Source organism: Rossellomorea oryzaecorticis (assembly GCF_038405515.1).
GTDB classification, from domain to species: domain Bacteria; phylum Bacillota; class Bacilli; order Bacillales; family Bacillaceae_B; genus Rossellomorea; species Rossellomorea oryzaecorticis_A.
Window position 1 is genome coordinate 109,672 of sequence record NZ_JBBYAF010000007.1, and the last position, 19,944, is coordinate 129,615.

Here is a 19,944-nt window from a genome sequence, read left to right on the forward strand (position 1 = left end):
CACTATGCTTGCCGGTCATTCATTTCCCATGCTCTTGCTCATCATCTCATAATACTGATACAACGCCTGTGTCCCCTTATTTTCACCGCCGGATTGACTCAGCTGCTCATATAATTCTTTCGCAAGCTTCAGTCCGGGCACAGGGACCCCCATGTTTTCAGCAGACTCGATCGCGATTTTCATGTCCTTGATAAAGTGTTTCACATAAAAGCCCGGATCGAAATTGCCGTCGATCATGCGTGTTCCCAGGTTGGATAGGGACCAGCTTCCGGCTGCACCTGCTTCGATGCTCTGCAGCACGGTTTTCGGATCAAGCCCTGCTTTTTCAGCATAGAGGATTGCTTCGCAGACGCCCATCATCCCGGAAGCAATCGCGATCTGGTTGCACATTTTCGTATGCTGGCCGGCACCCGCGCTTCCTTGCAGTACGATATTTTTCCCCATTGCTTCAAGTGCCGGAAGGATTCCTTCGAAGTTGTCTTTTTCACCGGCGACCATGATGGTGAGGGCAGCGTTTCGGGCGCCAACATCGCCGCCGGATACTGGAGCGTCATAAGCATGAATGCCCGCTTCCTTTGCTTTCTTAAAGATGGATTCTGCCAAGACGGGGGAAGAGGTGGTCATATCGATCACATACGAACCCGTCTTCGCGTTCGCCAAAATACCATTCTCGCCGAAGTATACTTCTTCCACATCTGTTGGATAGCCTACAATCGTGATGATGATGTCAGACTGTTCCGCAAGCGCTGCCACGCTTTCCTGCCAGCGGGCACCTTCTTCCAAAAGATCGGATGCCTTTTCTTTCGTCCGGGTATACACATTCAGTTCAAAACCAGCTTTCATGAGATTGCGGACCATGCTTTTACCCATGACCCCTGTACCGATAAATCCTATCGTCTTCTTTTGCACTTCGTCGCCTACTTTCTGATTAAGAATTTATAAATCTATTAGTAAAAGTATACCAATACCTATACGATAGGAACAGAATAAGGCATACCATTTACTTTTCTAAAGGCCCGTCCCTCACTGCATTGCCGCTTTAATGCAACGAGGGACGGGCCTTCTGATTTATCTCTGTTAATGCAACCGGTTTCATAGTATACTAACTTTATTGTAGAATGATTGAAGATCAACTAGATTCAACAACAAAAAGGAGCGATTATATGTCTAAGCAATGGTGGAAAGAAGCGGTTGTCTATCAAATCTATCCCCGCAGTTTCAAGGATTCGAACGGCGATGGAATCGGCGACATCAATGGGATCATTTCGAAGCTCGATTATCTGAAGGAGCTTGGGATTGATGTGATCTGGCTGTCACCGGTCTATGATTCACCAAACGACGATAACGGGTATGATATCAGTGACTACCGCGGCATCATGGATGAGTTCGGGACGATGGCCGACTGGGAACGCCTCCTGGATGAAATGCACAAGCGCGGCTTGAAGCTGATCATGGACCTGGTCGTAAACCACAGCTCGGATGAACATGCCTGGTTCGTCGAGTCCCGTAAATCGAAGGACAATCCTTACCGGGATTACTATATATGGAGGGACGGAAAAGACGGAGGGGAGCCGAATAACTGGGAATCCTGCTTCAGCGGTTCAGCCTGGAAATACGATGAAGCAACGGACCAATATTTCCTTCACCTCTTCAGCCAGAAGCAGCCTGACTTGAACTGGGAAAACCCGAAGCTCCGCGAAGAAGTGTACAACATGATGAAATTCTGGCTCGAGAAAGGAATCGACGGCTTCCGCATGGATGTCATCAACTTCATTTCCAAAGTGGACGGCCTCCCTGATGCCGAGAAACCTGAAGACCGCAAGTACGCACCGGGTGGAGACTACTTTATGAACGGCCCGAAAATCCATGACTATCTACAGGAAATGCATGAAAAGGCACTTTCCGGGTACGACGTCATGACGGTCGGCGAAATGCCGGGTGTGAACGTGGAAGAAGCGAAGCTCTATACAGCCGAGGATCGCAAAGAAGTGAACATGGTCTTCCAATTCGAACATGTGGATCTCGACTCAGGTCCGGGGGGCAAATGGGATCTCCGTCCGATGAGAATGATCGCGCTGCGCGACAGTTTCACGAAATGGCAAAAAGGTCTTGAACACGAAGGCTGGAACAGTCTCTATCTCAACAATCACGACCAGCCGCGCATGGTATCGCGTTTCGGGAACGACAAAGAGTACCGGATCGAATCTGCGAAAATGCTCGCGACGTTCCTTCACACGTTAAAAGGAACGCCGTACATCTATCAAGGTGAAGAGCTCGGGATGACCAATGTGGAATTCAATTCGATCGATGACTATCAAGACATCGAAACGCTGAACATGTACCGAGAAAAAGTGATTGAAAACGGGGAGGACCACGATAAAGTCATGCATTCCATCTATGTGAAAGGCCGCGACAACGCCCGCACCCCGATCCAGTGGGATGACAGTGAGCACGGCGGCTTCACAACCGGGACACCGTGGCTGAAAGTGAATCCGAACTACAAGGAAATCAACGTCAAACACGCAATGGCTGACCCCGATTCCGTTTTCCATTACTACCGCAAGCTGATCGGGCTCCGCAAAGAAAACCCGATCATGGTCTACGGCTCGTATGACCTCATCATGCCGGACCACGACCAGATCTACGCGTACACTAGGAAATATGAAGGCCAGACCATGATCATCATGCTGAACTTCTCAAGCGGCACACCGGTATTCCAACTGCCTTCTGACTTTGAAAGCAAAGGTGAGCTGTTGATCAGTAACTATGATGTAAATGGAGACGAAGACATTCATGAAGTGGAACTACGGCCTTATGAGGCTCGGGTTTACTTGATGAAATAATCGATACTGGAAAGAGACTGGGACAAAAGTGTGTTAGTCTAAGTAAAACCCGAACTAATTTGCCTTTCAGGAGGCAAGTAAGTTCGGGTTTTTAGTTTGTTTTAATTTAAAATGAGATAGTAGCACTTTCCAGCGGTTGATTGGAGTGCAAGACGAAGACTCCTGCGGGAAGAGTAGCTTATTAGAAAAGCGGAAGGGCTTTGCTCAGAGGCGTGTGGCATAAGACGAATCGGCCACGAAGGCGTTCTTTGCCTTCTTGGTCGGTTTGGCTTATGACATGTGCCTCTAAGCCCTGCAGCTAGACATGTGAGACCCCGCAGGAACGAAGTGACGAGGAGGCTCACGGGCTACCCGCGGAAAGCGAAGTCTTGCACGGAAATCATTAGCGGCATTAACATTCTATACTGAAATTGTTCGTCTTTATATGGTGGTTTTTTAGTTTCGTCCCAGCCTCTTTTCTGTTTTTGATTAAAGGAAAAAGGAACCCATTCATTCAAGTTCCTTGTCGTACGTCCATTATTTACGGTTCTTTTGACTTCCATCCGTTTGTACAGACGAGATTTCAACTTTATCACTCATCTGCTTTTCAGCCAGCTTCTTCGCTGCTTCATGCTGCTGTTCTTGAGTAGGCTTTGACATGTTCCATTCCTCCCTCATTCGTGCTATTTCTTTCTTAGTATTGGTTTTATGGTATAACTTATTCTTATTTAGATACATTTAATAAGGTTTAAACCGGTTCCAGCTGTTGATTGGAGTGGAAGACGAAGACTCCTATCAGAAAAGCGGAAGGGCTTTGCTCAGAGGCTTATGACATGTGCCTCTAAGCCCTGAAGCTGGACAGTTAAATCTCCTTACGAGGCGACTAGGAGGCTCACGGGCTACCGCGGAAAGCGAAGTCTTCCACGGAAATCAACAGCGGTGTTCAAGGGAACCATCATTTATATCTGAAATAGCCCCTATGTAACAAACAAGTATCCGATATTCTGTCATAAACACAGGACTATCGTGGGGTTTTGTCGTTTTAAATCGAATTCTGTTGGATATCAAGGTATAATTTAGTACTGATGATAGATTCATACATAAGGGAGGAAAACATGATGGGATGGGTAATCGCCATTTTGTTTGGTACAGCCGTCGTGCTGCTCATTTTATCGTTTATCAAAACGACGCAATCCAAATCACAACTGGAACAGCAAATGGAGCATGTTTCGATTTCAGTATTGAATGAAGTCCATGAACTTGAGAAACAAATACGGAACATGCAATTAGATGCAGAAATTACGGCACAGCAGTCAGGGGCAATGGAAGCTTCCTCTGAAGAGCGCCTCATGCTTCGTGACATGCTTGATATGCATAAACGCGGGTATTCAATTGAAAGCATAGCATCAAAAAAACAGCTGCCTTCAACCGAGGTCGCGCACATGCTTGCTCCATACATGTCAAGAAAGGCTGAAAGGGGCATGGTTGCACAATGACACCTAATTCCCTGCGCAGTTTTGCATTAGGCCTTTTACTTGCAGCGACTGTTACTGGAGGGTTCTATTTCTTCGGACCTTCAGAAGCGAAGAGCACGGAGAAAGCGGATCAAACAGTTAAAACAGAAAAACTTACAGAAGACGACATGATCGAACAACTGACATCCAATGGTTTCGTTGTACAGACAGAAGACGAATGGAACAAGCAGATCGCCGCTGTAAATGAGAAAAAAGAAGAAAAGACCAAAAAGAAATCAGAGAAGAAAAATGATGACGGTGTTGTCTACCGCACCATCCTGAATGTATCGATGGGAATGACGAGCATCGACATCGGGAATGCATTGGAAGAAGCAAAAATCATCGATGACGGCATGAAGTTCTACAAAGAAGTGGAAAATCGCGGTCTAGAAAATGAACTAAGACCAGGTACATTCCAAATCGAAAGCGGAATGAGCATGGATGAAATCATTTCGATCATTTTTGAATAGGTTTATTTGAAAGCTCCTTATTATCAGGGAGCTTTTTAATTTTACAAAAAATTGAAACTTTACCATCTTGATTTCGTAAATAAGAGTAAGAGGTGATTCAAATGTCAGGAATATTCTTTATCATTTTAGTGCCCTTTCTTATCACATTCATAGCGATCTTCGTGACCAACTCATCCAAAGGTACCTATACTGGAGGCGGAGGACATACAACTTATTACGGAGGCGAAACCGGGAGCTCCGATTACTGCGGAGGAAATGATGGAGGTTTCAGCGGTGGAGACGGAGGCTGCGGAGGAGGGGGAGGCGAGTGAGCCTCCTTTTTATAAGGGAGATGATTATATGAAGCAATGACTATTGTTATTCAGCATGGCCATGATTGTCATCTTCGGAGGTGGTTTCCTGATCCGGCTTGTAAGAGACGGGGATTTCTACATAGCTGAATTTGCCGGGGGAATGTCAGGAATTGCTTTGTTGATCATGACAATGTTTGTGAAGAAAGGAAGAAATAAGCCATCATATAGGGACTGAAGAATCCTGAAGAATGTGAGGGGCGTGCTTTTTTGTTGTGCAATCCATCCCAAAAGACAATTTCCGCTGGAGGAAATTGTCTTTTTCAGTGACAAAAAGTAATTTTTGTATATAATGGTAATATATAGTGCATTACATGAGTAATGTACTAATGTGGTTAGTTAGTAAAAGAGGTGGTGGGATTCTGGTGTTAAATCCTGATAGTATGAAGCCGATTTATGTGCAAATCGCGGAGTGGCTCGAAACAGAAATACTGAACGGGATCATTGAACGCGATCAAAAAGTCTATTCACAATATCAATTGGCAGAGATGTTTAACATCAATCCGGCAACGGCTGCAAAAGGGATCAACCTGCTGGCGGACGAACAAATCCTTTATAAAAAGAGGGGGCTGGGGATGTTTGTCGCAGCAGAGGCAAGAGACATCATTTTGAAAAAGAGAAAGAATACGAAGCTTAGCGGGATGGTCACCGATCTTGCCAGAGAGGCCGTTCAGCTGAAGGTCGATGAGGAGGAACTGGTCGCCATGATCAGGGAAATGCACCGGAAGGAAAAGGGGGAAGGGTCATGAATGTTGTGGAATGCAATGGTTTATCAAAGCAATATGGCAGTCATAAGGCACTGAACGATTTGAACTTTACACTATCGGAAAATAAGATTACCGGGCTGATCGGCAGGAACGGAGCGGGAAAAACGACGCTGCTTAAAATAGTCGCAGGGTTTCTTCATCATACTTCAGGGGAAATACGCGTATTTGGAGAAAGTCCTTTTAATAACCTGAAAGTATCCGCAAATACCATCTTCATCGATAATGAAATGAGTTTTTCCAATGGATTGACGCTGTTTGAATTACTTGAAACCGCGGGAAGCTTCTACCCGAACTGGGACAGCGAGCTTGCTCACCGCTTTTTTTCATATTTTTCCTTCAATCCGAATCAATATCATGGCAACCTCTCCAAGGGAATGAGAAGTACGTTCAATATGATCATTGGTCTTGCTGCCCGCTGCCCGCTTACGATTTTCGATGAGCCGACGAGCGGGATGGACGCAGCCACGAGGAAAGATTTCTACCGGGCGCTTTTAAAAGAATATATCGCCCATCCGAGAACGATCATTCTTTCCAGCCATCTGCTGGGGGAAGTGGAGGATATTTTAGAAGAAATCCTGCTGATCAAAACAGGAGAAAAGTTTCTTCATATGGGGATTGATGAGCTAAAGGAATTTGCGATTGGTGTCCGGGGAAAGACGGATGTGGTCACCGGCTGGATGGGAGAAATCGAGCCGATTCATGTGCAGGATATGGGAGCAGGGATGACTTATGCCGTTATGAAAAATGACCGGCCGCAAACAGCACTTGAAGAAGCCAGTGCGCTGGGACTTGAACTGACCTCTGTTTCCGCTGAGGACGTCTGCAGTTACTTAACCAGTCAATCGAAGGGGGGAATCGACGATGTATTTAGCAGAGGTTAATGCGTGGCACCTTGTAAAAAAGCAATACCGTTACAAACTGAAATCCTATTTTGGCGTGTTCACTTCATTGATGGCCATTCAGCTTCTCGCGATCTTTTTCTCTTTTAACGGGACGGGGATGAGCGGAGGATCGTCGGGGACCCTTGATTATGAAGTTCATTATATGACAAATGATCTCATCCAGATGTTCATGATGCTCTGGGCATTCATTTCCGCAATCATCATTACGACGAAGGCTTACCGGTACGATGATTATGCTTTCGTTACGAATCGCAGGATCAGCCATTATTCCAATGTTCTGATTCTCTTTTCAGCAAGCGTGTTTGCAGGCATCACCGTTATTCTGTCGGGCCACGTGTTCAAACTGATCACCTATTTTTCAAAAGACCCATCTTCCATTATGGTGGATTCTTTGACGACAGGGGAATTGTTGACAGGCACGGCTGCCTCGATCCTATACATTTTTCTCTTTGCGAGCGCGGGATATTTTGTGGGGATGCTGGTGCAGTTTAACAGGGTTTTCTCCTTCTTATTGCCGGCTGCGTTTTTTGGAACTTTGATCCTGGATGGGTTAACCAGGGAGCCTGCTTTGCTCGTAAATACATCGACATTCTTTGGAGCGGAAACCTCATTCTTTGTCTTTCTAATAAAAATTCTAGGAGTGTCGTTCATCTTGCTTCTTGCAAGCATGGGAGTTTCCAACCGAATGGAGGTTAGAAAATGAGTATGCTGCTGATGTTTTTGCCTATCTTTATCATTCTCGTCCTTGTAGCGGGGGTGGCGACGTTTATGGTCAGGGCGAGCCGCAGAAAAAGGGTCGGCTCAAAGAAGTCCAGATGGATGATCGGCGGCTATACACTTATCTTGCTCGCTGCTGCCGTTCTATCGGTCAGTGTACTCTCTGACAAAGGGGAAGAGTTCAAGACATTGACGGCTGAAGAGTTGAAACTGATTGAGAGTGAGCAAATGAGAGTGATGGATGCCGCACATTCCGGAAAGCTTCAAAATGTTGAGGGCGGCTATACCAACAAAAATAGCTGGTCATTTCCTTATGACGATCAGCAACTGGATATCACCTATTTAGATGATGAAACAGCTTCCGTGATGGTCTTTGTACAAGAGAAGGACACAAATGATGATGTCATCGAAGCCATACACTACACAGGGAATGTATTCGTCGATGGGATGGATATGACAGACAAGAAATCATCTGCGGAATTGGAATTGAGGGGCAAAATTCTTTCTATCAAAGCCCCCGAAATGGTTTCCGTGAATGTTACCAAGTTTTCGTCAGGCTTTCCATTTCAGCAATTTACCGGTGAGAAAAACTGGTTTTTCGGAGAACGTCCTAGTATGGGGTTCGGCCACGATTTCATACTGCTGAAAGTGCCGGAAGACGTGGAGGTAGACGGGCACACCAACTATGTAAGAGCTGAATAGTAAAAGGGATTAAGAGACAGGTCATCTCCCTTTTTCTTTTTAGCTATACCGCTTAGGCATGGGTTTAAATGAAGGGGATATCTTCCTTTATATATCCAGCAGAAACCTGAATCAACCACCTCAAACTGTATATCCTACTCTCTAGGGGGTGATTCACGATGGCAAACCAAAATCAAAACAATCAAAACCAAGGAAAAGTGGCACAGGGCATCAAGAATACCGCAGGTGCTGCATTCCATACCGTTCACAGTGCACTCGAAACTACGGAAGATGCAGCAATGAGCGTGGTTGACGGAACGGCAAAAGCTGTTAAAAACGTAACTGGTAACCAAAATGGTCAGAACCGATAAATAAAATAGGCCCGTCCTTCACTGCATTAATGCGTTAACGTGGTCTGGGACGGGCCTTTGCCGTGGAAGGCACCCACTATTATTCCTGCAGGAACAGGGCCGCATATACATATCGTTTGGCGGCTGATTGATAATAAGCGGCTTGTACACTTAAGGAAGAGACAATGAGCACATTCAGTACCGAGTTCACTTGTCCTTCATTCAGGTGTTTGAACGTTGGCAGGATGTTTCGGCATTCATCATGGATGAATTGTTCGATCCACTCGTTCATGGGCCCATCCCCCTCCATGTGAGGGATCGGACGGTGATGGAGTTTTTCAAATATGGATGCATAGGCTGAATACAGGTCGATGGGATGGATGATGTCGTCTGACCGGTCTTCAGGATTATTAAAGATAAGCGTCAGGATCTTCCGGATGGAATCAAAGTCAAGTGACGACTTTAAATCCTCGACAATCAAGAGCATGGTTGCCTGGTCTACATTGTATTTCTTCCCGATTTGTGGGCTTCCCACCAGTTCTTTGATATCCCGTTTCACCCAGTTCTGAACAGCACTAGGTGAAAGGTGGGTATATTCGATCTGATTACCGAGGGACACAATTTCATTGATTGAGAATCCGATTTCACTTTTGGAGTGCTTGATGATCTTTTCAAAGATGGTAGGGACGCCTGATGAAAGTAGATTGACTATATCTTCTTGATTCTTAAAGGACCAGGAATTCTTCAATATCTGGATAGGGGTGTTGACGTGCTGGCCGTTCAAAGAATGCAGCAAATCGGCCATTTCCTTTCGTGACAAAGTAAACCGTTCCACAATCCAACCCCCTTCGTTCTATATATTCTTCCTTAATAGTAAGACTTCCCCTCAGCCCCGTCAATTCCACCCCCAGTAAAAATGGATTGAAGTTTACCTATAAAAGTTCTATAATAGGTTCAAATATAAGTTCATATGAACTTAAAAACAGGAGTGAACATGAAGATGGGTAAACGTATTTTTTATTTCCTTTTAACCAACGTCCTGGTCCTGCTCACCATCTCCATCATTTTTTCGGTGACTGGAGCCGGAAACTATATTAATGAAACGGGCGGAATTGATTTCGGGGCATTATTGATCTTTAGTGCCATCATCGGCTTTTCCGGATCATTCATTTCACTGGCGATGTCGCGCTGGATGGCCAAGAAAATGATGAATGTCCGTGTGCTTGATCCGAATGGTCCATTGTCGGCAGCCGAACAGGGGATTGTGGAGAAGGTCCACCGCTTGTCAAGGGCGGCGGGACTTATGCATATGCCTGAGGTTGGAATTTATGATTCTCCGGAAGTGAATGCGTTCGCAACAGGCCCTTCGAAAAAACGATCGCTTGTTGCTGTATCGACCGGGCTTCTTCGCGAGATGGACGACGATGCAGTGGAAGGTGTCATTGCCCATGAGGTTGCCCACGTGGCAAACGGCGACATGGTGACCATGACGCTTCTGCAAGGTGTGGTTAATACATTCGTTGTCTTCCTTTCAAGGATTGCAGCATGGATTGCCTCCCGTTTTGTAAAAGAAGAAATGGCACCGATCGTCCATTTCATTGCCATCATCCTTTTCCAGATCATCTTCTCGATCCTTGGCAGTTTAGTGGTCTTCGCATACTCCCGCCACAGGGAATTCCATGCCGACAGAGGCGGAGCGGACCTTGCCGGGAAGGATAAAATGGTCCATGCCCTGCGCATGCTTAAAGACTATTCCAGCCGGATGAGAGGCGGGGACGATACGGCGATTTCCACGTTGAAAATCAACGGGCGCAGAAAATCAGCCATTTTCTCGACTCACCCGGATCTCGATGACCGAATCGAGAGACTTCAAGCTAAATAATAAAAGCCCGTCCCTCACTGCGTGAACACGTTAAAGCAGTCTGGGACGGGCTTTTATTTTTGCCGCACATATTGTACTACAATGTCATTGTGTATTTCTTTAATTCCTCTCTGTCATTAGGCAGAGCCACGAATCCTTCATGCTTCATCCCGAGCTTTTCAAGGAGTCTTGAAGATGAGTGGTTATCCTTTGTTGTTATCGCCACAATCCGCTTTAACCCGTGCTCCTTCGCAAACTCTAATGTACCAGTCGCTGCCTCATATGCATAGCCTTGTGATTGATAATCAGAGAGAAACGCAAAGCCGATGTCCACGTCTTCAAGCCCCTCCCGTTTGATCAATCCGCACAGCCCGATCGGAGTATGATTTTCCTTCAATTCGGTTAGGAAAAGGCCAAACCCTTCCTTTTCATACATTGCACGCGGCCCTGTTTGAATATAGGTCACTGCGTCCTCAGGCGTATGGATCCCTTTGTCGCCTATATACTTCAGCCATCCAGGCTCATTCAATAATGCAAAAATGAACCCGGCATCCTGTTCTTCCACCCAGCGTAGAATGAGCCGGTCTGTTTCAATAACTTTCATAGTGGCACCTCGTTTGCTTTTTCTATCCATATAGTAAATCATTTTTCCTATCGTGGACAGTCCTTAGCAGCGTAAAATGATGCGTGACCGTTTCTTCTCAAGGTATAACAATCCTCAGGCAGAGGAGACTATAACGTGGTATGACTTATGTTAGTATGGGGATAGATAAGATAACAACGGCAACTGAATTGGCCTTACGATAAAAGTCAAAAGTAAAGAAGGGGATATGATGATGCAGGAAAATAATCAAACGGAAGCCGGCTGGAATTTTGACAATAGCTATGCGGAACTTCCGCAGTCATTCTTCAAAAAACAGATGCCGTCTCCCGTACGTTCTCCGGAGCTGGTCATCCTTAACGGTTCGCTGGCTGACTCATTGGGACTCGACGCAAAGATCCTTCAAACTGAATCCGGGGTGGAGGTGTTTGCGGGCAACGAGCCTCCTGAGGGTGCCGAGCCTTTGGCACAAGCCTATGCAGGTCATCAATTTGGGCATTTCACCATGCTCGGCGACGGGCGGGCGATCCTGCTTGGTGAGCAGATCACCCATTCAGGTGAACGGTTTGATATTCAACTTAAAGGACCGGGCCGGACACCTTATTCCCGCGGGGGTGACGGCCGCGCAGGCTTAGGGCCGATGCTCCGCGAGTACATCATCAGTGAAGCGATGCATGCCCTGGGTATCCCTACTACCAGAAGCCTGGCGGTTGTTACGACGGGGGAATCGATCATCCGTGAAACCGCGCAGGCGGGGGCCATCCTTACACGTGTGGCAGCCAGCCATCTGCGTGTCGGTACGTTTGAATATGCTTCAAGATTTGGGACTGAAGATGATGTCCGCGCATTGGCCGATTATGCGATCGACCGCCATTATCCGGAAGCGGTCAAGGCAGAGAACCGCTATCTGGCTTTATTGCAGGAAGTGATCAAGCGGCAGGCATCCCTGGTTGCCAAATGGCAGCTGTCCGGCTTCATCCACGGAGTGATGAACACCGACAATATGACGATCAGCGGGGAAACGATTGATTACGGACCTTGCGCATTCATGGACACATTTGATCCGGCGACGGTATTCAGTTCCATTGATCGGCAGGGCCGCTACGCGTATGGCAATCAGCCGCCGATTGCAGGCTGGAACCTTGCCCGTTTTGCAGAAACCCTGCTGCCGCTGCTGAATGAAGAAGAGAAGAAATCCCTTCAACTCGCCCAGGATGCAATATCAGAATTTCCTAAGTTGTATCATGCTGACTGGCTGAAAGGAATGCGAGCAAAACTGGGACTCTTCAATGAGGAGGAACAGGATAAAGCTCTTATCGAAGAACTCCTCGGCATGATGCATAAGCAAGAAGCTGATTATACGAATACTTTCCGTGCTTTGACGTTCGCGGATAAGCAGGCGGATTCTGAGCTGTTTCAGTCTCAGGAATTTGCTCAGTGGCAGGGTCGCTGGCAGGAAAGACTGGATGGACAGCGGGAAACGAAAGCCGATGCCCATCAATTAATGAGAAACAGCAACCAGGCCGTCATCCCCCGGAATCACCGGGTGGAAGAAGCACTTTCCGCTGCCGTTGATCAAGGGGATTTCACTGTTTTGAAAAACTTGCTTAGGGTTCTTTCCAACCCTTATGCACATTCCCCGGAACAGGAAAAATACTGTGCACCTGCGCCTCCGTCCGAGCGTCCTTACCGAACGTTCTGCGGCACATGATAATGATTAAGGCCCGTCCCTCGACACGTTAACGCGTTACCAGTTCGAGGGACGGGCCTTCACTATGTTTCATATTTCAAGTTACAGGGAAAATGCGACTAGAAGCAACTTGACAGGAGGAATATGAAATGGCGAAGACGATATTTATCACGGGCGCGGGAAGCGGACTTGGAAGAGGCGCTGCGCTCGGTTTGGCAAAGGAAGGCCACCGGGTGATCGCGACGACGGAACTTACTTCCCAGAAGACGGATCTCATGCGGGAAGCGGAAGATAAAGGGCTGGAGATGGAAGTATTCAAGCTCGACATCACCAATCCACGCGACCAGGAACAAATTGCAAAGTATGATTTCGATGTGTTCGTGGCGAATGCAGCGATCAATGAAGGCGGACCGCTCGCGGAAGTGCCGATGGACCGGTTCCGGGCCCTTTTTGAAGTGAATGTATTTGCGACGCTTGAAACCGCACAGATCGCGGCAAAGAAACTCGTGGAGAAGAGAAGCGGGAAAATCATCTTCATGAGCTCGATGGCGGGAATTTCTGCGACGCCATATGTCGGCCCTTATACTGCTACAAAGCATGCAGTCGAAGGAATCGCCCAAACGATGAAATCGGAACTGGAAGAGTTCGGCGTGAAGGTCGCGACCATCAACCCGGGAGCCTTCGAGACCGGCTTCAACAAACGAAGCGGGGAAGAAATTTGGAAATGGTTCGATGATGAGAAGAATTTTACCCGCAGGGAAGATATCGAGGAGCAGCAGGAAGGGCTGAAGGATCAGTTCGATCCTGAGGATATGATTAAGAAGATGATTGAAATCATCCCAGCCGAGACCCATAAATTCCGAACCGTCTATCCTGAAGAAACGGAGAAACAGCTGAAGGAAACGCAGAAGGAACGCTGGGAGATGGAGATTTAAAGTAATAAAGTGAGGGGTCTTATAAAAGCACATTCAATTTTGAATGTGCTTTCTAATTGTGGGAAATATCATTATCCCAAGCTCTCATGATGGTATGGAAAAGAGAGCAATCACTTACAACGTGATGGAATAAACACGAACATTATTTTAAATAAATTGAAATAAATTCGTATTTATGGTTGAATGCATCTATTCGCTCTGTTAGACTTGCCTAGTAATCAACTACATATGATACTCGTATAAATTCAGTAATATGGTCTGAGAGTCTCTACCTGGTTCCCATTGAAAGAACCAGACTACGGGTTAAAGTATCGTTCGGGTTTTTGATGGAATTCGAATCGGGTGGAACCAGCATAATGTGTATGTACCCTTGAAGATACTTTGACTTCACAGGTCTGGAAGGTAGGAATCTCTCCTTTTCCGGGCCTTTTTCTATTGTCTTTTACGGGTACACCATTCAACAGGAGGGACCAACATGTTAAAGAAACTATCAGCTTTCATCACCCTGGCTGTTCTGGCAGCCGTTGTTTTGACAGGATGCAGCACATCACAGGAGCAAGGGGCTGCCGAAGCAAAGGAACAACAGCCGATCATCGTACAGGGACCGATGCCGATCGAGGCTGAAAAATTGGCAGATCGTTTAGAAGATGTAAAAGAAGAGAAATCAGGATCATTCGTCTTTTATAAAGGGAAACTGGATGGTTATCCGGTGATCATTGCGAAAACAGGGAAGGGAATGGAAAATACGGCAGCTGCAACGGCAGTGGCCATCGAAAAATACAACCCGGCGGCCATCATCAATCAGGGAACATCAGGCGGGCATGATCCCGGCTTACACGTCTTTGATATAGTGCTCGGAAAGAGAACGGTCAATTTGGGCTCATTAAAGACAGGCTCTTTAAATGAGAATGAAGGAATCGAGCCGAAGAACTGGATCCCGATGGACTTGATGGCGTCTGAAGGAAGTGCGGGAGAAGATCCGGATGCGGAGAATATCCGTTATTTCAAAGGTGACGAACAACTGCTGGCAGCAGCGACAGCTGTAAAAGATGAATACGAGAAAGGCAAAGTAGTAGAGGGCACGATCGGTTCTGCTGATGTATGGAACAATGAAGTGGACCGGATCAATTGGTTCCATGAAAAGTTCGGCACCTCGGTGGAGGAAATGGAAGGCGCGGCGGGAGCACAGATTGCCGCAGCTTATGATGTACCTTACCTCGGGATAAGAGTGTTATCCAACAATAAAGTGAACGGCGGGGAGTACAATCCAAAAACTGCCGAAGCTAATCAGGCCTATGTCTTAGAGGTCCTGAAAGAATACATTAAAACTAAATAAAATTGGGTGTAACTAAACCAAGGCCCGTCCCTCGCTGCTTTAATGCGGTATCAGAACGAGGGACGGGCCTTTTTGCTTTTGAAGAGTTTAATGGTTTAGAAAATGAAAGAATTAGGGAATGATACATTTATGTGAATATCCGGGATTTGGAAGAGAGTCATCGGAAATGGACATTACTAAATCCAAGGAGGAAATGAGTATGAGAGCGATTGTAATCGATCAATATGGAGGAAAAGAAGTACTGAATGAACGTGAGGTTGAGCAGCCGGATATAGGGGACAATCAAGTCCTTTTATCTAACCATGCCACTTCGATCAACCCAATTGATTGGAAAGTGCGTGAAGGGTATCTCAAGGACATGCTCCCGTTTGATTTCCCAATCATCCTCGGCTGGGATGCAGCTGGTGTTGTGGCGAGTAAAGGGAAGAATGTAGAAGGCTTTGAAATCGGAGACAGGGTATTCGCAAGACCCGATACGACGAACCGCGGAACATATGCGGAATATGTGGTCGTAGATGAGAATCTGCTCGCGCCGATGCCTGACTCGATGAGTTTTGAAGAAGCCGCCGCCATTCCTTTGGCCGGATTGACCGCCTGGCAGTGTCTGGTTGATTTTTCGAAGATAAAAAAAGGAGATAAGGTTCTCATTCATGCAGGATCAGGCGGTGTCGGGAATTTCGCGATCCAGATCGCCAAAAGCTTCGGTGCGTATGTAGCTACAACGGCGAGCGGGAAGAACGAGGAATTTGTGAAATCATTAGGTGCAGATCAGTTCATCAACTACAAAGAGGAAGACTTCAGCGAAGTGCTTGAAGACTTTGATATCGTACTTGATTCGATGGGGGGAGAAGTCCAGTCCAAAAGCTATAAAGTGTTGAAAAAAGGCGGAAAACTTGTTTCTATCGCACAGCCCCCATCTGAAGAAGAAGCAAAAGAGTACGGAGTGGAAGCGGGATTCCTGTGGCTCGAGCCAAAAGGAGAGCAACTGAAGAAACTTGCCGACCTCTATGAAAACGGTGAATTAAAACCAATCGTAGGGGAAACCTTCCCATTCAACGAACAAGGATTGAAAGATGCTCACGCCTTAAGTGAAACACATCATGCTAAAGGGAAAATTGTCATTAAAGTAAGGGAAGATTAATTTGAAATAAGCAGAGAGGCTTCGCGGTTCAAAATGAACCCGGGGCCTTATTTTTTTGCGTCTATACGTGTGGGGACTCATCGTGAGGAAATGTAGGTGAAGAATTTTTTTGTGTGCCCGCCATCCTATTAAACAAAGATTACGAGCACGCTAAGTGGATAAATAACTGAACTTCGTCATACAAGTCTCCTTATATTCTTGGGGTATCTTGTTCTTAAAATAGCAGGTTCTGCAGGCGGGCACGCAGGTCCAGGTTTCTTTCGCTGATCCGTTTCAATTCAGGATCGGGACTGCTGAAGAAGAACAATTTGATGATGGCTGACATGAGATTTCCTCCTTTCATTTATTGATTTTTTAAAACAAGCGGTTCTTGAAATTCGCACGGCGGTCAAGAATCTCGTCATGGATCCGTTTCACTTCAGAATCCTGGCTGTTAAAGAAAAACAGTTTAATGATGGCTAGCATAAGAACACCTCCTTTCGATCATTGTGGTTAAAACAAGCGGTTTTTAAACTCGGCGCGGCGGTCAAGAATCTGATCGTGAATCAATTTTGTTTCATGATCAGTTGTGAAGATGTAACTGAAAAGGATGACGAGCATGTGAATTCTCCTTTCTTCGAGTGACTGAAGTTTTGGTGTTTTTTAAATCTTATGCAGGTGGTTTAATAATAGTGACACCTATGTCGTTATTATAAACGACATTCATGTCTTTTAGAACCCTTTTTTAAAATTTTTTCAAAAAAAGGCAAATACCTAAAGAAAATTAAGGTATTTTTCCCTCTTTATTAGAAGTTTCTAACTTTTTTAGTGAAGGTTAATATACTTGTTTATCACTTTGAACACCGCAGTTGATTTCCGTGCAAGACTTCGCTTTCCGCGGGTGACCCGTGAGCCTCCTCGTCGCTAAAGCTCCTGCGGGGTCTCACTTGTCTAGCTGCAGGGCTTAGAGGCACATGGCATAAGCCAAACCTTCCAAGAAGGCAAAGAGCGCATTCAAGGCCAATTCGTCTTATGCCAACCGCCTCTGAGCAAAGCCCTTCCGCTTTTCTCATTGGCCACTTCTCCCGCAGGAGTCTTCGTCTTGCGCTCCAATCACCTGCTGGAACTAGTAAAAACAACGATCACTTATAAAAAGGAAAATGCCAAAGATAATTAATTTTTCCCTCTTTATAAAAGTTCCTTACTTGATAAGAAGCTGCTTGCATAGACTGGAACTGTCGTTCTTTAGGATATATTCGTTGCCTAAGCCTAATTTTTAGATTTTTTAAAAAACATCTTGAAAAGTGACAATAGTGTCGATATAATTAAAATAAGAAAACGACATTGTTGTCTGTTTTAGGGAAAAGGGGGGCAAAGATATATGAGTTCATTATCATTAAGAAAGAATAAACACTTCATTACATTGATGACGGCACAGGCCATTTCGAGTCTGGGGGACTGGTTGAGTATTGTGGCGATCATTACGCTGGTAGGGTTGAAATGGGAAGCGACGCCGATGCAGATGTCATTCATCATCCTCAGCCTGGCACTTCCGATGGCGCTGTTAGGACCGATTTCAGGAACCGTGGCAGACAGGTTGGAGCGGAAGACGCTGATGATTTTATCGGATGTGGTGCGAGGGGGGCTCATACTGCTCTTGACCATCGCTTCGAACGTTTGGATGGTTTACGCCTGTCTGTTCCTCATTGGAATCTTTTCATCGGTCTTCGTGCCGGCGAAAAATGGGAAGTTAAAGGAACTGATTCCTGATGATCAAATCAAGGGAGCGATGTCCCTGACCTCCATGATCGATTCCAGCACGAAAGTCATCGGTCCGCTTGTAAGCGGGGTCCTTGTTTCAACGGTAGGAACGTATAATGTCTTCTATATCGATTCAGCCACATTTTTTGTTTCAGCCCTTTTGATTTTCTTTTTGCCTAAAGCAGTGAAGGCCGCTGAACCTCCTGTCGAAAACGGGGAGAAGGAAGGTGCCTCTTTTAAAGAGGAGTTAAAGGTTGGGTTTCAGTTCATCAAGAAGAGCATGTTCTTGATGTATGGGTTATTCTTGCTGGGTGTCTGCTTATTGATACTCCAATTATCCGATTCGCAGATTATCGTCCTGCTGCGGCAGCTGACGGATGCCTCACCGGATCTGTTCGGTTATACCGTGACCGGCTCGGGTGTGGGGATGCTTTTGACAGGGTTTTATCTTTCAAAGAAAACGGAGTATAATGCGTTTATCTATATGTGTATTGGCGTATTGGGGATCGGGCTTGGATTTGGATTGATGGGTGTCCTTACTTACTATGATGTGAGTCTTTCAGTGGTTTGGTTTCCTGCACTGGGATTGTTTGCTGGCGGTACCGCTGCCCTCGTGTTCATTCCATTCCAGGCAGCAGTGCAGGAAAAAACGCCTGTGCATATGACGGGAAGGGTGTTCGGGGTCATCAACAGTACCACCACGACAGCCACGATCATCGGACCTTTAGCCGGAGGTGCGCTTGCCACGGTCATTGGCATCATCCCTTCCTTCATCGTGACGAGTGCGCTAATGATTGTACTGTTCGCCATATCGATTGCCATTCGCAAAAAAGTTATAGAGGAGGAGAATCATGTCACCGAAAGTCAGCCAGGAACACAAGGAGCAGCGCCGTAATCAACTATTGCAGGCTGCTGAGGAAGTCTTTATTGAGCATGGCTATGAAAATACCACGATGAAACACGTGATGAATAAAGCGGGCGTGAGCAGAGGCGGTCTGTATCAATATTTTGATAACAAGGAAGATCTCTTTGAAGCGCTGATCGGGGAACAGCAGCAGGAAATCATCGATGAGTCGCTGAAGGCGATGATCGAGAAGCAAGGTTCACATTGGGATGCGCTTTTGTTGACCTTTCTGGGGGAATCAAAAAAACCGACCGATCACATGGATCCGCTCGCACCGTCGAAGCTCGAGTACTTCATAACAGGAAGAAACGATACGAGAAGGCGGGAGCATGCGAAAGAAAGGTATGATCATGCCTATGGAGTCACCGAAAAAATCATCATAGCAGGCATTGAGGCGGGGGAATTTGCACCCCGGTTTGATCCGGATGTCATTGCCAGGTACATCATTTCTTACGTTGACGGCTTGGCTGTGGATCATGCGATCGTGGGTTCCGAAAGCATCAAATTGAAAGAACAAACCGAATTGCTGATCGAATACCTCAGATGGGGGTTGAATGTGAAGGAGTGACCCTATCCAGGACAGTCCTTCACCACGCTAAAGGCCTGTCCCTCGCTGCGCTGACGCATTAGTGCGCCGCGGGACGGGCCTGTTTTTTCAATGGTTCTTATGGTATGATGATGAACTTAAAGACATGTAGCAGATAAGGAGGAGGGAACGTATGAGCAAACCGAAGAAAAAAAGCGGCACGGGTCAAGGGACAGGCAAGAAGGGCTGGAATCGCTGGCAGGCGGGAGCCAATAAGGCAAAGAGCAATAAACCTTATAAGAGTAAAGGTGTCAAGCATGGAAATAAATCGGATTCAGACAAATAAGTGCGTCTCGAACATCCGGCTGCAGCAAACTATTTTCAAAAAGATTTGCTTTTCGCTTCATTACCTGTTAAGGTTAGGAAGAATTATTTTTGTTCGGTCTGTAAGGAATGAAAGTATTTAAACTTTTCGCCTTTGATATCTAACTTGAGCAACAATAGTAATAACATGTGGACTCGGACTCCACACAGGAGGAAACAATTATGCAACAAGGTACAGTAAAATGGTTTAACGCAGAAAAAGGTTTCGGTTTCATCGAAATCGAAGGTGGAGAAGATGTATTCGTACATTTCT

At 46.1% G+C, this 19,944-nt stretch carries 23 protein-coding genes and 1 riboswitch; of the genes, 19 read left to right on the plus strand and 4 right to left on the minus strand.

Annotated elements, in window-relative coordinates; genetic code table 11:
• Positions 1–15: 15 nt before the first annotated feature.
• Positions 16–936, minus strand: a complete 921-nt coding sequence (locus AAEO50_RS05600; RefSeq protein WP_341981418.1) for an NAD(P)-dependent oxidoreductase — start codon at positions 934–936, stop codon at positions 16–18.
• A 227-nt stretch (positions 937–1,163) separates the two neighbouring features.
• Here AAEO50_RS05600 and AAEO50_RS05605 point away from each other — a divergent pair, with 227 nt between their 5' ends.
• On the plus strand, positions 1,164–2,843 hold the full coding sequence (locus tag AAEO50_RS05605; protein ID WP_341981363.1) for an alpha-glucosidase: 1,680 nt from the start codon (positions 1,164–1,166) through the stop codon (positions 2,841–2,843).
• A gap of 516 nt (positions 2,844–3,359) precedes the next feature.
• Here AAEO50_RS05605 and AAEO50_RS05610 read toward each other — a convergent pair.
• Entirely contained in the window at positions 3,360–3,482 is a 123-nt protein-coding gene (locus AAEO50_RS05610; RefSeq protein ID WP_341981366.1) for a hypothetical protein, read from the minus strand.
• A 458-nt stretch (positions 3,483–3,940) separates the two neighbouring features.
• Between AAEO50_RS05610 and AAEO50_RS05615 the strand changes: the two genes are divergently transcribed.
• The 9 genes from AAEO50_RS05615 to AAEO50_RS05655 all read left to right on the plus strand — a co-directional run bounded on the left by AAEO50_RS05615 (position 3,941) and on the right by AAEO50_RS05655 (position 8,594).
• The gene (locus AAEO50_RS05615) at positions 3,941–4,318 is read left to right on the plus strand and encodes a hypothetical protein (RefSeq protein ID WP_341981368.1); all 378 of its coding nucleotides are present in this window, start codon (positions 3,941–3,943) and stop codon (positions 4,316–4,318) included.
• Complete coding sequence (locus AAEO50_RS05620) at positions 4,315–4,806, plus strand: hypothetical protein (RefSeq protein WP_341981370.1); 492 nt, start codon at positions 4,315–4,317, stop codon at positions 4,804–4,806. Before AAEO50_RS05615 ends, AAEO50_RS05620 begins: the two co-directional genes overlap by 4 nt.
• Before the next feature lie 101 nt (positions 4,807–4,907).
• The gene (locus AAEO50_RS05625; protein WP_341981372.1) at positions 4,908–5,117 is read left to right on the plus strand and encodes a hypothetical protein; all 210 of its coding nucleotides are present in this window, start codon (positions 4,908–4,910) and stop codon (positions 5,115–5,117) included.
• A 43-nt stretch (positions 5,118–5,160) separates the two neighbouring features.
• On the plus strand, positions 5,161–5,334 hold the full coding sequence (locus AAEO50_RS05630) for a hypothetical protein (protein WP_341981374.1): 174 nt from the start codon (positions 5,161–5,163) through the stop codon (positions 5,332–5,334).
• A gap of 184 nt (positions 5,335–5,518) precedes the next feature.
• On the plus strand, positions 5,519–5,905 hold the full coding sequence (locus AAEO50_RS05635; protein ID WP_341981419.1) for a GntR family transcriptional regulator: 387 nt from the start codon (positions 5,519–5,521) through the stop codon (positions 5,903–5,905).
• Positions 5,902–6,804 (plus strand): ABC transporter ATP-binding protein, encoded by a 903-nt coding sequence (locus AAEO50_RS05640; protein WP_341981377.1) that lies wholly within the window; start codon positions 5,902–5,904, stop codon positions 6,802–6,804. The genes AAEO50_RS05635 and AAEO50_RS05640 overlap by 4 nt, the downstream gene beginning before the upstream one ends.
• Positions 6,785–7,528 carry a hypothetical protein gene (locus AAEO50_RS05645; RefSeq protein ID WP_341981379.1) on the plus strand — a complete coding sequence of 248 codons (744 nt, stop codon included), beginning with the start codon at positions 6,785–6,787 and terminating at the stop codon, positions 7,526–7,528. The genes AAEO50_RS05640 and AAEO50_RS05645 overlap by 20 nt, the downstream gene beginning before the upstream one ends.
• Entirely contained in the window at positions 7,525–8,244 is a 720-nt protein-coding gene (locus AAEO50_RS05650; RefSeq protein ID WP_341981380.1) for a hypothetical protein, read from the plus strand. Before AAEO50_RS05645 ends, AAEO50_RS05650 begins: the two co-directional genes overlap by 4 nt.
• A gap of 158 nt (positions 8,245–8,402) precedes the next feature.
• The gene (locus AAEO50_RS05655) at positions 8,403–8,594 is read left to right on the plus strand and encodes a hypothetical protein (protein WP_341981382.1); all 192 of its coding nucleotides are present in this window, start codon (positions 8,403–8,405) and stop codon (positions 8,592–8,594) included.
• Between the two features lie 79 nt (positions 8,595–8,673).
• Here the strand turns inward: AAEO50_RS05655 and AAEO50_RS05660 are convergent, their stop codons facing one another.
• A complete protein-coding gene (locus tag AAEO50_RS05660) occupies positions 8,674–9,408 on the minus strand; it encodes a DUF1836 domain-containing protein (RefSeq protein ID WP_341981384.1) in 735 nt (244 codons plus the stop codon).
• A gap of 165 nt (positions 9,409–9,573) precedes the next feature.
• Between AAEO50_RS05660 and htpX the strand changes: the two genes are divergently transcribed.
• Positions 9,574–10,455, plus strand: coding sequence for a protease HtpX (gene htpX / locus AAEO50_RS05665; RefSeq protein WP_341981386.1), 882 nt, complete (start codon positions 9,574–9,576; stop codon positions 10,453–10,455).
• 76 nt (positions 10,456–10,531) lie between these two features.
• Here the strand turns inward: htpX and AAEO50_RS05670 are convergent, their stop codons facing one another.
• Entirely contained in the window at positions 10,532–11,038 is a 507-nt protein-coding gene (locus AAEO50_RS05670) for a GNAT family N-acetyltransferase (RefSeq protein ID WP_341981388.1), read from the minus strand.
• A 229-nt stretch (positions 11,039–11,267) separates the two neighbouring features.
• Between AAEO50_RS05670 and AAEO50_RS05675 the strand changes: the two genes are divergently transcribed.
• The 8 genes from AAEO50_RS05675 to AAEO50_RS05710 all read left to right on the plus strand — a co-directional run.
• On the plus strand, positions 11,268–12,746 hold the full coding sequence (locus AAEO50_RS05675; protein ID WP_341981390.1) for a protein adenylyltransferase SelO: 1,479 nt from the start codon (positions 11,268–11,270) through the stop codon (positions 12,744–12,746).
• Between the two features lie 128 nt (positions 12,747–12,874).
• Positions 12,875–13,660: an SDR family oxidoreductase gene (locus tag AAEO50_RS05680; protein WP_341981392.1), complete on the plus strand. Its 786-nt coding sequence runs from the start codon at positions 12,875–12,877 to the stop codon at positions 13,658–13,660.
• Between the two features lie 215 nt (positions 13,661–13,875).
• Positions 13,876–13,979: riboswitch (purine riboswitch) on the plus strand.
• 156 nt (positions 13,980–14,135) lie between these two features.
• Entirely contained in the window at positions 14,136–14,996 is an 861-nt protein-coding gene (locus AAEO50_RS05685) for a 5'-methylthioadenosine/S-adenosylhomocysteine nucleosidase (RefSeq protein WP_341981394.1), read from the plus strand.
• 199 nt (positions 14,997–15,195) lie between these two features.
• On the plus strand, positions 15,196–16,137 hold the full coding sequence (locus tag AAEO50_RS05690; RefSeq protein ID WP_341981395.1) for an NADP-dependent oxidoreductase: 942 nt from the start codon (positions 15,196–15,198) through the stop codon (positions 16,135–16,137).
• Between the two features lie 1,360 nt (positions 16,138–17,497).
• Complete coding sequence (locus AAEO50_RS05695; RefSeq protein ID WP_341981398.1) at positions 17,498–18,772, plus strand: MFS transporter; 1,275 nt, start codon at positions 17,498–17,500, stop codon at positions 18,770–18,772.
• The gene (locus tag AAEO50_RS05700; protein WP_341981400.1) at positions 18,729–19,349 is read left to right on the plus strand and encodes a TetR/AcrR family transcriptional regulator; all 621 of its coding nucleotides are present in this window, start codon (positions 18,729–18,731) and stop codon (positions 19,347–19,349) included. The genes AAEO50_RS05695 and AAEO50_RS05700 overlap by 44 nt, the downstream gene beginning before the upstream one ends.
• A 151-nt stretch (positions 19,350–19,500) precedes the next feature.
• Positions 19,501–19,653: a DUF3934 family protein gene (locus AAEO50_RS05705; RefSeq protein WP_341981402.1), complete on the plus strand. Its 153-nt coding sequence runs from the start codon at positions 19,501–19,503 to the stop codon at positions 19,651–19,653.
• Positions 19,654–19,853: 200 nt separating this feature from the next.
• On the plus strand, positions 19,854–19,944 hold a 91-nt coding region (locus tag AAEO50_RS05710; protein WP_341981421.1), incomplete at its 3' end, for a cold-shock protein.

What these genes read in the sequence shown, in the direction of transcription:
- AAEO50_RS05605 (WP_341981363.1), top strand. Translation starts at nt 1,164, where the DNA reads ATGTCTAAGCAATGGTGGAAAGAAGCGGTTGTCTATCAAATCTATCCC.
- AAEO50_RS05610 (WP_341981366.1), bottom strand. Translation starts at nt 3,482, where the DNA reads ATGTCAAAGCCTACTCAAGAACAGCAGCATGAAGCAGCGAAGAAGCTG.
- AAEO50_RS05615 (WP_341981368.1), top strand. Translation starts at nt 3,941, where the DNA reads ATGGGATGGGTAATCGCCATTTTGTTTGGTACAGCCGTCGTGCTGCTC.
- AAEO50_RS05620 (WP_341981370.1), top strand. Translation starts at nt 4,315, where the DNA reads ATGACACCTAATTCCCTGCGCAGTTTTGCATTAGGCCTTTTACTTGCA.
- AAEO50_RS05625 (WP_341981372.1), top strand. Translation starts at nt 4,908, where the DNA reads ATGTCAGGAATATTCTTTATCATTTTAGTGCCCTTTCTTATCACATTC.
- AAEO50_RS05640 (WP_341981377.1), top strand. Translation starts at nt 5,902, where the DNA reads ATGAATGTTGTGGAATGCAATGGTTTATCAAAGCAATATGGCAGTCAT.
- AAEO50_RS05645 (WP_341981379.1), top strand. Translation starts at nt 6,785, where the DNA reads ATGTATTTAGCAGAGGTTAATGCGTGGCACCTTGTAAAAAAGCAATAC.
- AAEO50_RS05650 (WP_341981380.1), top strand. Translation starts at nt 7,525, where the DNA reads ATGAGTATGCTGCTGATGTTTTTGCCTATCTTTATCATTCTCGTCCTT.
- AAEO50_RS05655 (WP_341981382.1), top strand. Translation starts at nt 8,403, where the DNA reads ATGGCAAACCAAAATCAAAACAATCAAAACCAAGGAAAAGTGGCACAG.
- htpX (WP_341981386.1), top strand. Translation starts at nt 9,574, where the DNA reads ATGGGTAAACGTATTTTTTATTTCCTTTTAACCAACGTCCTGGTCCTG.
- AAEO50_RS05670 (WP_341981388.1), bottom strand. Translation starts at nt 11,038, where the DNA reads ATGAAAGTTATTGAAACAGACCGGCTCATTCTACGCTGGGTGGAAGAA.
- AAEO50_RS05675 (WP_341981390.1), top strand. Translation starts at nt 11,268, where the DNA reads ATGATGCAGGAAAATAATCAAACGGAAGCCGGCTGGAATTTTGACAAT.
- AAEO50_RS05680 (WP_341981392.1), top strand. Translation starts at nt 12,875, where the DNA reads ATGGCGAAGACGATATTTATCACGGGCGCGGGAAGCGGACTTGGAAGA.
- AAEO50_RS05685 (WP_341981394.1), top strand. Translation starts at nt 14,136, where the DNA reads ATGTTAAAGAAACTATCAGCTTTCATCACCCTGGCTGTTCTGGCAGCC.
- AAEO50_RS05690 (WP_341981395.1), top strand. Translation starts at nt 15,196, where the DNA reads ATGAGAGCGATTGTAATCGATCAATATGGAGGAAAAGAAGTACTGAAT.
- AAEO50_RS05695 (WP_341981398.1), top strand. Translation starts at nt 17,498, where the DNA reads ATGAGTTCATTATCATTAAGAAAGAATAAACACTTCATTACATTGATG.
- AAEO50_RS05700 (WP_341981400.1), top strand. Translation starts at nt 18,729, where the DNA reads ATGTCACCGAAAGTCAGCCAGGAACACAAGGAGCAGCGCCGTAATCAA.
- AAEO50_RS05705 (WP_341981402.1), top strand. Translation starts at nt 19,501, where the DNA reads ATGAGCAAACCGAAGAAAAAAAGCGGCACGGGTCAAGGGACAGGCAAG.